The organism is Nocardia sp. A7 (assembly GCF_046549215.1).
Classification (GTDB): domain Bacteria; phylum Actinomycetota; class Actinomycetes; order Mycobacteriales; family Mycobacteriaceae; genus Nocardia.
Genome location: NZ_JAJPWE010000002.1, coordinates 354413 through 367952 on the forward strand (window position 1 = coordinate 354413; position 13540 = coordinate 367952).

The 13540-nt window shown below is 67.2% G+C and carries 12 protein-coding genes; 5 read left to right on the forward strand and 7 right to left on the reverse strand.

Translation table 11 applies throughout. The annotated features are described in order from the left end of the window. Positions 1-242: 242 nt before the first annotated feature. Positions 243-2618, forward strand: a complete 2376-nt coding sequence (locus ACLJPD_RS13085; RefSeq protein ID WP_410872314.1) for an MMPL family transporter — start codon at positions 243-245, stop codon at positions 2616-2618. 68 nt (positions 2619-2686) lie between these two features. Here ACLJPD_RS13085 and ACLJPD_RS13090 read toward each other — a convergent pair whose 3' ends face one another. After that, positions 2687-3451 carry an SDR family oxidoreductase gene (locus ACLJPD_RS13090; protein ID WP_410872315.1) on the reverse strand — a complete coding sequence of 255 codons (765 nt, stop codon included), beginning with the start codon at positions 3449-3451 and terminating at the stop codon, positions 2687-2689. Between the two features lie 123 nt (positions 3452-3574). On the opposite strand from ACLJPD_RS13090, the gene ACLJPD_RS13095 reads away from it, so the two are divergent. Beyond that, positions 3575-5206, forward strand: coding sequence for an ABC-F family ATP-binding cassette domain-containing protein (locus ACLJPD_RS13095; RefSeq protein ID WP_410872317.1), 1632 nt, complete (start codon positions 3575-3577; stop codon positions 5204-5206). A gap of 113 nt (positions 5207-5319) precedes the next feature. Beyond that, complete coding sequence (locus ACLJPD_RS13100) at positions 5320-5592, forward strand: helix-turn-helix domain-containing protein (RefSeq protein WP_266290315.1); 273 nt, start codon at positions 5320-5322, stop codon at positions 5590-5592. Positions 5593-5615: 23 nt separating this feature from the next. Here the strand turns inward: ACLJPD_RS13100 and ACLJPD_RS13105 are convergent, their stop codons facing one another. The 4 genes from ACLJPD_RS13105 to ACLJPD_RS13120 all read right to left on the reverse strand — a co-directional run bounded on the left by ACLJPD_RS13105 (position 5616) and on the right by ACLJPD_RS13120 (position 8295). Next, complete coding sequence (locus tag ACLJPD_RS13105; RefSeq protein ID WP_410872319.1) at positions 5616-6575, reverse strand: MvdC/MvdD family ATP grasp protein; 960 nt, start codon at positions 6573-6575, stop codon at positions 5616-5618. A 15-nt stretch (positions 6576-6590) separates the two neighbouring features. Further along, entirely contained in the window at positions 6591-7010 is a 420-nt protein-coding gene (locus tag ACLJPD_RS13110) for a hypothetical protein (RefSeq protein ID WP_410872321.1), read from the reverse strand. 285 nt (positions 7011-7295) lie between these two features. Continuing rightward, the gene (locus ACLJPD_RS13115) at positions 7296-7715 is read right to left on the reverse strand and encodes an acyl-CoA thioesterase (protein ID WP_410872322.1); all 420 of its coding nucleotides are present in this window, start codon (positions 7713-7715) and stop codon (positions 7296-7298) included. A gap of 85 nt (positions 7716-7800) precedes the next feature. Further along, positions 7801-8295, reverse strand: a complete 495-nt coding sequence (locus tag ACLJPD_RS13120; protein WP_410872324.1) for a cupin domain-containing protein — start codon at positions 8293-8295, stop codon at positions 7801-7803. A gap of 65 nt (positions 8296-8360) precedes the next feature. On the opposite strand from ACLJPD_RS13120, the gene ACLJPD_RS13125 reads away from it, so the two are divergent. After that, the gene (locus tag ACLJPD_RS13125) at positions 8361-8861 is read left to right on the forward strand and encodes a MarR family winged helix-turn-helix transcriptional regulator (protein ID WP_410872326.1); all 501 of its coding nucleotides are present in this window, start codon (positions 8361-8363) and stop codon (positions 8859-8861) included. Positions 8862-8943: 82 nt separating this feature from the next. Here the strand turns inward: ACLJPD_RS13125 and ACLJPD_RS13130 are convergent, their stop codons facing one another. Together ACLJPD_RS13130 and acnA are read right to left on the reverse strand one after the other, a co-directional pair. Next, the gene (locus ACLJPD_RS13130) at positions 8944-9513 is read right to left on the reverse strand and encodes a TetR/AcrR family transcriptional regulator (protein WP_266290299.1); all 570 of its coding nucleotides are present in this window, start codon (positions 9511-9513) and stop codon (positions 8944-8946) included. A 131-nt stretch (positions 9514-9644) separates the two neighbouring features. After that, positions 9645-12443, reverse strand: coding sequence for an aconitate hydratase AcnA (gene acnA / locus ACLJPD_RS13135; protein ID WP_410872327.1), 2799 nt, complete (start codon positions 12441-12443; stop codon positions 9645-9647). Positions 12444-12741: 298 nt separating this feature from the next. Between acnA and ACLJPD_RS13140 the strand changes: the two genes are divergently transcribed. After that, a complete protein-coding gene (locus ACLJPD_RS13140) occupies positions 12742-13287 on the forward strand; it encodes a DUF6676 family protein (RefSeq protein ID WP_410872329.1) in 546 nt (181 codons plus the stop codon). Positions 13288-13540: the final 253 nt, after the last annotated feature.

Genomic DNA, 13540 nt, shown 5'->3' on the forward strand with positions numbered 1-13540 from the left:
CGACCCTCGTGCGAACGTCGACACCGTCATCCTGACGCGGATGGGTCAGGGCGGTTGCTGACCGGGCTCGACAGCGGTCCGGCCGAGGCCCGGCGGCACCGCCACGAAGTTGCTACGATCGCCACGCGAACGCGCCGCCCCGCCAACAGGATCGGGCGAGACGAGGCGGGACGGCCGGAACTGTTCCCAGCCCCGCACGTCGACATGCGGTCGCGTCACAGCATGATCAGTTAGGGGTTTCGGTGTTCGAATTCACCAGGCGGCGCAGTCGCTGGGTGCTCGGCGTTTTCGCGGTGCTCGCGGTGGTGCTCGGCGCACTGGGTGCCACGTTGTTCGAGCGGGTGGAGGGCGGCGGATACACCGACCCCGGCAGCGAATCCAGCCGTGCGCTCGAGGTGCTGCGTGAGGAGTTCGGGCAGGCGCCGCCGAACCTGCTGCTGCTGGTCGAAACCGAGTCTTCGGTCGAAGATCCCGAATCGACCGCGGCGGCCACGGCATTGGTCGCCAACCTGCAGGAACGCGACGGTGTCACCGAGGTGATGTCGTACTGGACCACCCACCTGCCCGCGCTGCGCAGCGTCGACGGCAAGCAGGGACTGATCGTCGCGAGTGTGCTCGGCAGCGAACGCGAGATCGACGAACGCGTCACCGCCATTTCCGAGGAGCTGACCGGCGAGCAGGGATCGTTGCAGGTCAGGGCGGGCGGGTTCGCCATGCTCATGCACGAGACCGTGGAGCAGAGCAAAACCGACATCGCCAAGGGCGAGGCCATCGCGTTCCCGCTCACCCTGATCGCGCTGATGTTCGTCTTCGGCGGCCTGGTCGCCGCGAGCCTGCCACTGCTCGTCGCGATCGGCACCGTGGTCACCACCATGGGCGCACTGTGGTTGCTCGCCCTGTTCACCCCGCTGTCGGTCACCGCGACCAATGTGGCGACGCTGCTGGGCCTCGGCCTGGCCATCGACTACAGCCTGCTGATCGTCAACCGCTATCGCGACGAACTCACCGAAGGCCGCACCCCGGCAGGCGCGGTGGCCACCACCCTGCGCACCGCGGGCCGCACCGTCGCGTTCTCCGCGCTCACCGTCGCGGTGGCGCTGGCGGGGTTGCTGTTCTTCCCGCTGCTGGCGATCCGGTCGATGGGCTTCGCGGGCATCGTCGTCGCGGCACTGGCCGCGCTCGTGTCGCTCACCGTGTTGCCCGCCGCGCTGCTGCTGATCGGCACGCGCATCGACAAGGGCCAGCTCGGCTGGTGGTTCCTGCGCGCGCCGCGCCCCGCTCCCGGCGAGGGTGCCTGGCACAAGCTGGCCACCGCGGTGATGCGCAAACCGATCTCGATCGGACTGGCCGTCACCGCACTGCTGCTCCTGCTCGGCGCACCCTTCCTCGGCGTGAAACTCGGTTTCCCGGACGAACGCACCCTGCCCGCATCGATGAACTCGCGGCAGGTCGCCGAGCTCGTCGCCCGCGACTTCGGTGAAAGCGACCAGCACACCCTCGTCGCCGTACTGCCCGAAAGCGCTTACAGCGCAGCGGGACTCGACACCATCGCCCGTGCCATGTCCGACCTGGACGATGTCCGCCGCGTCGACACCGCCACCGGCAGCTACGCCCAGGGCGGACTGCTCGTCGAACCCACCGCGGTCAACGCGCGATTCCGGGTCGAGAAGGCCGTGTACCTGTCGATCGTGCCGACCACCGGCGACAGCGACGCGCTGGCGAGCCTGGTCGAGCAGGTGCGCGCGGTGCGCACACCCAGCGAATTGCTGGTCGGTGGCGTAGCGGCGGCCAACGCCGACTCGGTCGCCGCCATCGAGAACGAACTACCGTGGGCGCTCGGCTTCGTGGTGCTCATGATGCTGATCGTGCTGTTCGCGCTCACCGGCAGTGTGGTGCTGCCGGTGCTGGCGGTGATCCTCAGCGCGCTGAGCCTGACCGCGACCTTCGGTGCGCTGGTGTGGATCTTCCAGGACGGGCACCTGTCCGGGGTGCTCGGCTTCACCGTCACCGGGGAGCTGTCCGCCACCGTCCCGGTGATGCTGTTCGCCGCCGCCTTCGGGCTCGCGATGGACTACCAGGTGTTCCTGCTCTCGCGGATCCGCGAGGAATACGACCGCACCGGCAAGAACGAGACCGCGGTCGCGCTCGGCCTGGAACGAGTCGGGCGCATCGTCACCGCCGCCGCGATCTTGATCTCGCTGGTGTTCCTCGGCTTCCTCGCCTCCGACATCACCTTCATGAAGGCCTTCGGCATCGGCCTGCCACTGGCCGTGATCGTCGACGCCACCCTGGTGCGCGGGTTCCTGCTGCCCGCCGCGATGAAGGTACTCGGCGACGCCAACTGGTACGCACCGGAATTCCTGCACCGCCTGCACGACCGGTGGGGCCTGGACGACAGCGGCGCGGTGCGATCGTCGAAACGTGCAGTGGTGGTGCGTGATCCGCTCGCCGCCAGGCCGGAGGAGATCGTCGTCGTGGATCCACTAGCGCGGGCCGAGGCGGCACGAGCCGAAGCGGCCCGGGCCGAGGCGGAGCGGGGCGAGGACGGTGCCCGGGAGAATTCACGGGCGCAGGAGAGTATCTCGGCCTCGACGGGAAGCCGCGAGACCTCGGACTGACGAAACATCGCAGGGGCGGGCAACGCGCAAACGTGGCCCGCCCCTGCGAGTTCCAGCGGCCGTGCGTGTCAGATGCCGCCGGTGGACAGGAACCCGCCGTCGACCCGCACGCAATCGCCGGTGATCCACGCGGCCTCGTCGGAAACCAGGAACGCGATCAGCCGAGCCACATCCTCGGGCACACCGAGCCGCTTCATCGGGTACACACTCGCGGCGCGCTCCTCGTCGTCGGCGTACAGCGCGTCGGCGAACTTGGTCTTGACCACGCCCGGCGCCACCGCGTTGACGCGGATCTTGGGGCCCAGCTGCCAGGCCAGCTCCTCGGTGAGCCGGATCAGCGCGGCCTTCGACGCGCCGTAGGCCGAGATCACCCCGGACGAGCGGATGCCCGCGACGCTGGCCACGTTCACCACGGCGCCGCCGTGCTCGGCCATCCACGCGCGATAGGCCTGCTGCACGAAGCCGAGCGCCGCCACCACGTTCACATCGAAGATCTTGCTGACCGCACCCAGATCGGCGTCCATCAGCGCGCCGTAGACGGGGTTGATGCCGGTGTTGTTGATCAGGATGTCGAGCGAGCCGTACTCGGTGACGGCCCTGGCGACGGCTTCCGCGCGCGCGTCGGCATCACCGGCGTTGCCTGCGATAAAGCTCACCTGGCCCGGGTGGCCCAGCGCGCGCAGCTCGGTAGCCGCGGCTTCCAGCGGTTCCGGTTTACGGGCGGTGATCAGCACGTTCGCACCCCGGCGCAGGAGTTCGGCGGCGGTCGCGAGACCGATGCCACGACTGGCTCCCGTGACGAGGGCGGTGCGGCCGAGTAGATCGGTAGTCATGCCAAGAGAGTAACCACGCTCACATCGGGCAACGCCGGGTGCGTCCTCCGGCGGCATCGACGGTAAAATAAGTGGTTCTTGCCGATATACCTTTCCCGATTGTCCTACTCTGAGGAGAACTCTGTGATCACGGCGACCGACCTGGAGGTTCGGGCCGGAGTCCGCACCCTGCTCTCGGCCCCTGGGCCGGCGCTGCGGGTGCAGTCCGGCGACCGGATCGGACTGGTCGGTCGCAACGGTGCGGGTAAGACCACCACCCTGCGCATCCTCGCGGGCGAAGGTGAGCCGTACGCCGGAAAGATCACGCGTTCCACCGACATCGGCTACCTGCCGCAGGACCCGAAGGAAGGCGATCTCGATGTGATCGCCAAGGACCGGGTGCTCTCGGCGCGCGGCCTCGACGTGTTGCTGCGCGACATGGAGAAGGCCCAGGTCGAGATGGCCGAGGTGGCCGATGATGCCGCCCGTGACAAGGCGATTCGCCGATACGGGCGCCTCGAGGACCAGTTCTCCTCGCTCGGTGGCTACGTCGCCGAGAGCGAAGCGGCACGCATCTGCAACAGCCTCGGCCTGCCCGACCGCGTCCTCGACCAGCAGTTGCGTACCCTTTCCGGTGGTCAGCGTCGTCGCATCGAGCTGGCCCGCATTCTCTTCTCCGCCTCCGACGGCTCCGGTGGGCGCTCGGATCGCATCCTGCTGCTCGATGAGCCGACCAACCACCTCGACGCCGACTCCATCACCTGGCTGCGCGGGTTCCTGCAGAGCCACGACGGCGGCCTGATCGTGATCAGCCACGATGTGGAACTGCTCGGCGACGTGGTGAACAAGGTGTGGTTCCTCGACGCCGTGCGCGGCGAGCCCGACGTCTACAACATGGGCTGGAAGAAGTACCTCGACGCCCGCGCCACCGACGAGCAGCGTCGCGTGCGCGAGCGCGCCAATGCCGAGAAGAAGGCGGGCGCGCTGCGTCAGCAGGCCGCCAAGCTCGGCGCGAAGGCCACCAAAGCCGCTGCGGCACACCAGATGGTGCGTCGCGCCGAGCGGTTGATCAACGACCTCGACGACGTGCGGGTGAGCGACAAGGTCGCCCGCATCCGGTTCCCCGAGCCCGCGGCCTGCAGCAAGACTCCACTGATGGTGAAGGACCTGACCAAGCTCTACGGTTCGCTGGAGATCTTCACCGGCGTGAACTTCGCCGTCGACAAGGGCAGTCGGGTGGTGGTGCTCGGGCTCAACGGTGCGGGCAAGACGACCATGCTGAAACTGCTCGCCGGTGTCGAGACACCGACCGCCGGTGGCGTCGAACAGGGCCGCGGACTCAAGGTGGGCTACTTCGCCCAGGAGCACGACACCCTCGACGATCAAGCCTCGGTGTGGGAGAACATCCGCCAAGCCTCCCCGGATGCGGGCGAGCAGGAGCTGCGCAGCCTGCTCGGCGCGTTCATGTTCACCGGCCCGCAGCTCGACCAGCCCGCGGGCACGCTGTCCGGCGGTGAGAAGACGCGTCTGGCGCTGGCCGGGCTGGTCTCCTCGGCGGCCAACGTGCTGCTGCTCGACGAGCCGACCAACAACCTCGACCCGGTTTCGCGCGAGCAGGTGCTAGAGGCGCTGCGCACCTACGCGGGCGCCGTGGTGCTGGTAACGCACGATCCCGGCGCGGCCGAGGCGCTCAACCCGGAGCGGGTCATTCTGCTCCCGGACGGCACCGAGGACCACTGGTCGGCGGAGTACGCGGAGCTCATCGATCTCGCCTGACCCGTGTCGGAGCGGAACTCGCCGGGATCGCGTGAGTTTGATCACTGTTTTCGTTGATCACCGAGTGCAGAGTGTCTAGCCTGGAAGAAGTGCTCGGCGACTCGGAGGAAGCCATGAGCGACAGTGCCAGACAGGCCGCTAGGTCGGCCAAGGGTAAATCGACGATCGGCAAGGCAGCCCTGGGCAAGGGCACCCGGGTCACGGGCAAGTCCCGCGACCGGTTGCAGTCCCAGTTGAAGAAGCAGTACGAGGCGGGCGCGTCCATTCGCACCCTGGCCAGGTCCACCGGCCGCTCGTACGGCTTCATCCACAATGTGCTGGTCGAGTCACATGTCGAACTGCGTGGACGCGGCGGCGCCAATCGGCGCAAGAATCCGGCCGACTGAGCGGCGCGCACAGTCGCCGGCCGCTACCAGCCTGCGACGGCTCCGTCGCCGCGGACCAGCAGATTCGCCAGGCTGGCGAACAGCGGCAGTCCCGTCTTGATCTCGAGGTAGGCGAACTGGCCCTGCGGGTTCACTTCGAGGAAGTAGTACTCGCCGTCGCTGCCGAGGCGTAGGTCGACGACGCCGAAGCTGAGCCCGAGCGCGCCCATCAGGGTCGCGAGGGACTTACTGACGGAGGCGGGCAGCCGATCCGGCGCGAACGCGACCGAGGTGTCGAGGCGGGAGTCGATGCGGCCCACGCCCGCTTGGGAGTCGATGCGCACACTCCACTCGACTCCGTCGACCCATACCACCCGCAGATCGCAGCTGGCCGCCACATAGTCCTGGAACGTGGTGGGCGTCGAGCGGATCGACTCGAGCCTGCTCAGGTCGGGCCCGGTGATGATCCTGGTCTCGGAGAACTCACCACGCCCGGTGCCGGTTCGTTTGTACACCACTGGGCCGCACCGGGATTCGATGAAACTACGCGCCTCGTCCGGATCGTTGGTGATCAGCGTTTCCGGGATCGTGAAGCCCGCCCGCTGCGCGGTTTCGAGCTGCACGATCTTGCGCGAAGCGGTGCGTTCGGCGGCTGGGTCGTTGACCCAGTACGCCGGGATCGACCAGAGCATGCCCTGGAGGAACCCGTCGCACTCGGCTTGGCGGAACTCGTCGTCGGCGACGCGCACGCCGGAGGGAACCTGGCACGGGTGCGGCCTGCGCCACCACACCGCGCGCACGTCGTCGAGACCGTGGACATGCGACAGTGCGCGGTTGGTGCCCGCCTTGTCCAGCCGGAAACTACCTGTCTCCCTGGGGAAGTCGCGCAGATCGAGTCGAATCGGGTCGAGCCCGTGGTGTTCTCGCAGGGTGGACGCCAGCGCATCGGCGTGCAGGTCGTCGGTTTCGGAGACGATGAGCACGGCGTCGGTAGCGCCTTCCATGACCGCTGCGCCGCTTCAGTCGAGGCTGTCGCAGTTGATGCCGTCGCGGAAACTGAACGTCGCTCCGGTGACACCACCTCGTTCGGCGATGCGCAGTTTCGTCGCCCAGCTGCGGGTGGCGCGGGCCAGCTGCTCGTCGCCGAGCGACTCCGACGGTTCCGGCGCGAGGGTGATCGGCCTGTCGACGAGCTCGACGCGCATGCGCCGGGTGAAATCGGCGGTCGCGCCGGGGCGGATGTCGACCCGCACCTGCCGTTCCCCCGTGCCAACGCGATCTTCGGTGAGTCGCACGATGTCGCTGCGATCGAAGGTCCAGGTACCACCGTCGACGCGCACCGAGATGTCACGATCGGACTCGGCCACCAGCAGTCCGCGCAAGGCGGGGCCCCGATCTCGGGACGACGCGGTAGCGGGGAGGTGGATGGCGTCGGTCATGGGCACTTGCTCCGATCTTCTCGTCTGCTCGCGATTTGCCAGAACCCCAAAAGGTGCTTCGGATCATAGCGTGAACCCCTGGTCCGCCGAGCGGGTTCGCGAGATTTGCGCAGCGCCGGGCAAACCGCCGAGCGGCGCGTGATCGCCTTGCGGCGAAAGAATTTCGGACAACTCGGATGCGTGAACTTTGTTTGCACCGGCAATCCCACAGCAAACGTCTACGACAGCGGCGCGGCGGGCAGCTCCGGGCGCATGCCGGGAGCTGCCCGCCGCGCCGTGTGCTCGCTACAGGCCGAGCAGTTCGGGATTCTCGGCGAGCCCGCGGAAGTGTTCGGCCGGTTCGGGGACGAGCCTGCGGGTGGTCAGATCCATCGCACCCGCCACGACGGTGATCTCCGCGGAGACGGTGCCGTCGAGCTTGATGATCTGCTGGTGGAAGCGAAAGACCTTCTCGCCTTCCTGCCAGTCGAAGACGCAGGTTACCGTGACCTCGTCGCCGCCGCGCAGCTCGCGCTTGTATTTGATGGTCGACTCGAGTACCACCGCGCCGACGCCGCTGGCGATGAACTTGTCCTGCGAGATGCCCGCGGCACGCATCAGCTCCCACCGGGCGTGCTCGCCGTACTGGTGGTAGACGGCGTGATTGAGATGGCCCTGGGTGTCGAGCTCGTAGCCGCGGACGCGGACCGGTACGGAGAACGTCATACGGTGTACAGCCGCTCGCTTCGGCCGCGTTGTTCCCGATCGGAGTGCAATCTCCGCCACAGTGTGCGGGGGAGTGTATGGCGGATCAGCCGCGGTGCGCGTTGCGTTCGGCCCACCAGGCGGGCGCGTCGACGAAGTGATTGTCGAATTCCTCTTGGGCGGCGACGAATTCGTCGTGGGCCGCCTCGCCGCGGATCAGCCGGTCGAGCAGGCGGAAGTACTCGAAGCGCTGAACGCCCGGCATCAGGGCGATCAGGATGCGCGCGCCGCTGTCGGGGGTGGCGCCGAAGGCGTGCGGCATCTGCCGCGGCACGACCAGCGAGCCACCCGCGCCGACGGTGAGGATGCGGTCCCCGGCCATGACCTGCAGTTCGCCGTCGGCGACGTAGAACAGCTCGTCGGAGCGAGTGTGGAAGTGCGGTGCGGCGCCGTCGGCGCCCTGAGCCATGGTGACTTCGAGGGTGCTGACCGTGCCGTCGCTGGCGTTCGCGTCGACGAGCAGGCGCATCCGCACATTCTCGGTGCCCAGGGTCTCGGCGTCTTCGGGCAGGCAGAGGGCGATGTCGCGGGTGTTCGTCATGGGCATTCCATTCGCCGGTTGATAATTCGTCACCGAACTATATCCCAGCGAATAGAATGGTGTCCATGGATGAACGCGAATCGGACGTCGTCGACGTGATCACGGCGCAGTGGCAGCGGGAGCGACCAGATCTGGAGCTCGAGGCGATGGCGGTGCTCGGCAGGCTCGGCAGACTGATGGTCATCGGCACCGCGCGCATCGAATCCGTCTTCGCCGCACACGGATTGCAGCGCGGTGAGTTCGATGTGCTTGCGGCACTGCGCCGTTCGGGAGCGCCGTTCGAACTCAACCCCTCGGTTCTCGCCGACACGCTGATGCTCTCGCGCGCGGGCATGACCGGCCGCATCGACCGCCTCGAAGCCGCGGGCCTGGTCCGCCGCATCGCCGACCGTGAGGACCGGCGCGCCGTACGGGTCGCGCTCACCGAGGAAGGTCGCGAACTCATCGACACAGTGGTCGTGGCGCACACCGAGAACGAGACGGCGATGCTGTCGGTGCTCGATCCCGCGGATCGGGCCGCCCTGGACCGCATCTCGCGAAAACTGCTCACCGGATGGGCGGACTGACCTCCCGATCCCGATCAGAAAAATGGCTCACCACGACGATCCCGCCGTGCGCAATCAGTCACGATTTGGCGGCCGCGGCAACTCAGGATTCCTTGCGGCGCACCGAAGCTTCGACGAGATCCAGTACGGCGGAAAGGTTTTCGTTGGTGTGGCCTGAGGCGATGCGGGCGATGAGGCCGTCGAGGACGAGGTCGAGGTAGCCGAGCAGGACGTCGGTGGGAACGTCGTCGCGCAGGGCACCCGCGGCCTTACGGCGCTCCAGGCGGGCCAGGGTCGCCGCGGTGAGTTCGGCGGAGCGTTGGGTCCAGCCCGCGCGGAACTCGGGGTCGGTGCGGACTCGGCGCGCGATCTCGAGGCGGGTGCCGAGCCAGTTGAATTCTTCGGGGCGGGCGAGCATGTCGCGCATCACCTGCACAAGGCCCTGGTTGGCCGCGACATCGGCCATGCGCTCGGCGTCGTCCTTGGCCAGGGCGAAGAACAGGGCGTCCTTGTCGCGGAAGTGATGAAAGATGGCACCGCGGGACAGGCCGATGGCTTCTTCCAGGCGGCGCACGGTGGCGCCGTCGTAGCCGTATTCGGCGAAGCAGCGTCGTGCACCGTCGAGGATCTGGCTGCGGCGGGCGGCGAGGTGGTCGTCGCTGACCTTGGGCATGATTCCTCCAGCTAGCGGATACACGGACCCCCGCCCCGGCGAACCGAGACGGGGGCTGTCGCATTATTCATGAGCAAACGAATGCCCTTGTGGCGCAACACCTTACGGTGTCGCGCCACCGGGTCGAACAATCAGCCGCGGATCATGTTGCGCAGCACGTACTGCAGGATGCCGCCGTTGCGGTAGTAGTCGGCCTCACCGGGGGTGTCGATGCGGACGACCGCGTCGAACTCGGTGACCTTGCCGTCTTCGGCGGTGGCGGTGACCTTGACGGTCTTGGGGGTGACACCCTCGTTGAGGGCGGTGATCCCCGCGATGTCGAAGGTCTCGGTGCCGGTCAGGCCCAGCGACGCGGCGGACTGCCCGGCCGGGAACTGCAGCGGCACAACGCCCATGCCGATCAGGTTGGAGCGGTGGATGCGCTCGAACGACTCGGTGATGACGGCCTTCACGCCCAGCAGGCTGGTGCCCTTGGCGGCCCAGTCACGCGAGGAGCCCGAACCGTATTCCTTGCCACCGAGCACGACCAGCGGGATACCCGCGGCCTGGTAGTTCTGCGAGGCGTCGTAGATGAACGCCTGCGGGCCACCATCCTGGGTGAAGTCGCGGGTGTATCCACCCGAGACGTCGTCGAGCAGCTGGTTGCGCAGCCGGATGTTGGCGAAGGTGCCACGGATCATGACCTCGTGGTTACCGCGACGCGAGCCCAGCGAGTTGTAGTCCTTGCGGGCCACACCGTTGGCGTCGAGGTACTGCGCGGCCGGGGTGCCGGGCTTGATCGGGCCCGCCGGGGAGATGTGGTCGGTGGTGACCGAGTCGCCCAGCAGCGCCAGCACGCGAGCGCCGGAGATGTCGGTGACGGGGGAGGGATCCATCGACATGCCGTCGAAGTACGGCGCCTTGCGCACGTAGGTCGACTTCTCGTCCCACGCGAAGGTGTCACCCTCCGGGGTGGACAGACCCTGCCAACGCTTGTCACCGTCGAAGATGGTGGCGTAGGAGTTGCGGAACATGTCCTGGCTGATCGACGACTTGATGGTGTCGTCGATCTCCTGGGCCGAGGGCCAGATGTCCTTCAGGAAGACATCGTTGCCGTCGGAGTCCTGGCCGAGCGCGTCGGTCTCGAAGTCGAAGTCCATCGTGCCCGCGAGCGCGTAGGCGATGACCAGCGGCGGGGAGGCCAGGTAGTTCATCTTCACGTCGGGGGAGATGCGACCCTCGAAGTTGCGGTTACCGGAGAGCACGGCGGTGACCGAGAGGTCGTTGTCGTTGATCGCGGCCGAGATCGCCTCGGGCAGCGGACCGGTGTTACCGATGCAGGTGGTGCAGCCGTAGCCACCGACGAAGAAGCCCAGCTTCTCCAGGTAGGGCCACAGACCGGCCTTCTCGTAGTAATCGGTGACGACCTGCGAACCCGGCGCCATGTTGGTCTTCACCCACGGCTTGGTCGAAAGACCCTTCTCCACCGCGTTGCGGGCGAGCAGGGCGGCGCCGAGCATGACCGACGGGTTGGAGGTGTTGGTGCAGGAGGTGATACCCGCGACGACGACGGCACCGTGATCGAGGACGAACTTGTTGCCGTCCTCGCCGACGACCTCGACCGGCTTGGACGGACGGCCGTTGGCGCCCTTGGCGGCCGAGTGGGCCGGGGCATAGTCGTCGTTGGCACCGTTGGCCGACACGGAGACGGGGTCCGACGCCGGGAAGGTCTCGTCGACGCCCTCGTCGAGCATGGTGAAGTCACCTTCGCCGACGTAGGTCAGGATGTCGGAGCGGAAGGCGGGCTTGGACTCCGACAGCAGGATGCGGTCCTGCGGGCGCTTCGGGCCTGCGATCGAGGGCACCACGGTGCTCAGGTCGAGCTCGAGGTACTCCGAGTAGACCGGCTCGCGCTCGGGGTCGTGCCACATGCCCTGTTCCTTGGCGTACGCCTCGACGAGCGCGAGCTGCTCGTCGCTGCGGCCGGTCAGGCGCAGGTAGTTGATGGTCTCGCCGTCGATCGGGAAGATCGCCGCGGTGGAACCGAATTCGGGGCTCATGTTGCCCAGGGTCGCGCGGTTCGCCAGCGGCACCTCGGTGACGCCCTTGCCGTAGAACTCGACGAACTTGCCGACGACGCCGTGCTTGCGCAGCTGCTCGGTGACGGTGAGCACCACGTCGGTGGCGGTCACGCCGGGCTTGATCTCACCGGTCAGCTTGAAGCCGACCACGCGCGGGATCAGCATGGAGACCGGCTGGCCGAGCATCGCGGCCTCGGCCTCGATGCCGCCGACGCCCCAGCCGAGCACGCCGAGGCCGTTGACCATGGTGGTGTGCGAGTCGGTGCCGACACAGGTGTCGGGGTAGGCCTGGCCGTTGCGGACCATGACGGTGGGGGCCAGGTATTCGATGTTGACCTGGTGGACGATGCCCATGCCGGGGGGGACGACCTTGAAGTCGTCGAAGGCGCCCTGGCCCCAGCGCAGGAACTGGTAACGCTCGCCGTTGCGCTCGTATTCGAGGTCGACGTTGCGCTCCAGCGCGTCGGCGCGGCCGAAGACGTCCAGGATCACCGAGTGGTCGATGACCATGTCAGCGGGGGAGAGCGGGTTCACCTTGCTGGGATCGCCACCGAGGGTGGTGACGGCCTCACGCATGGTGGCCAGGTCGACGATGCAGGGCACGCCGGTGAAGTCCTGCATGATCACGCGCGCGGGGGTGAACTGGATCTCGACGCTCGGCTGCGCCGAGGGGTCCCAGTTCGCGATCTCGCGGATGTGGTCGGCGGTGATGTTCGCGCCGTCCTCGGTGCGCAGCAGGTTTTCTGCCAGCACCTTCAGGGCGTAGGGCAGCTTCTCGGTGCCGGGAACAGCCGAGAGACGGAAGATCTCGTAGGAGTTGCTTCCGACCTCTAGCGTGCCTTTGGCGCCGAAGGTATCAATCTTCGTCACGTCAGCTCCACTCATGTGTGAGGGTGTGCCGCCGGCGGGGCTGTGCCGGCGACTCGCGTCTTCGGAGGGGGTATCCGGCGCCGTGATATGCCGGTTTCCTCGCCGTACGAGCCTAACAGTACGCTTGTCCTATGAAATACGCGGGGGCCGTCGGTGGTGCCGTGTGGACGTAGTACAGCGCCACGTCGCGTACTGTGCCTGACGAGCGAAGTCGGGGAAGACGCAGTGACGCTCACCTTGGCAGTGTTGGACGCCCGTCGCGACACCGGCGATCGTGGCTCGACAGACCGGATGGAAGATGACCACTTTTGCGCCGATGGCGGCCGAACTGCCGCCGAACACCGTGCTGAGCAGCGTCGCGTCCGACCTCGCCGACAATCACGTCGCGGCCCCCAAAGGTCAGGATCAGGAGAAACTGGCGGCGATCGTCGCGCAGGCGCGATCCGAGGGGATCCCGCTCAGCGTCGTCATCGTTCCCGGTAATCCCGGCCACGACTCGAGCCTACGTGACCTGGCCACCGAGGTCGGCGAGAGCACCCACGGCACCGTCGCGGTCTTCAGCGACGACTGGCTCGGCACCTACAGCGACAGCATCAGCCGGGTTCGCCTGGAATGGGCCGAGGACGCGGCCAAGTACAAGGGCAACCATCCCGAAGAGGCCGTGCAGGTCTTCGTCGACCGGCTGGAGCAGCCGGAAGGCGTCTCCTGGAGTGTCATCACCGGTGTGTTGCTCGGCCTGATGGCGCTGGCGATCGCCGGGCTGTATCTGGTGAAGGTCCGCCGCGGGCCCGAGGTCCCGGCCGTCAGTGAGTCGCCGCGCGTCGATGCGGGCTCCACCAACTAACTGGTTTCACTCCAGTCACATTTCCAGACCGACGGTCTGTTTCATGGCGTAGAAAACTGTCTCCTGTCAGGCTAATTCCGAGCAATCGATGAATTGTTGCCGCGCGCCACTGTGGCAGTTGTTTCCTTTGGGAACTATGTGTCGTACGGTTGCGGTGATTGCGAGCGTGAATGCAGTGGTACAGGGGGCATTGGTCGACTCTTGTGGTCGGTGTTTCGGCTGATGTGCCGGTGGCGTATGTCGAGTCGAGATA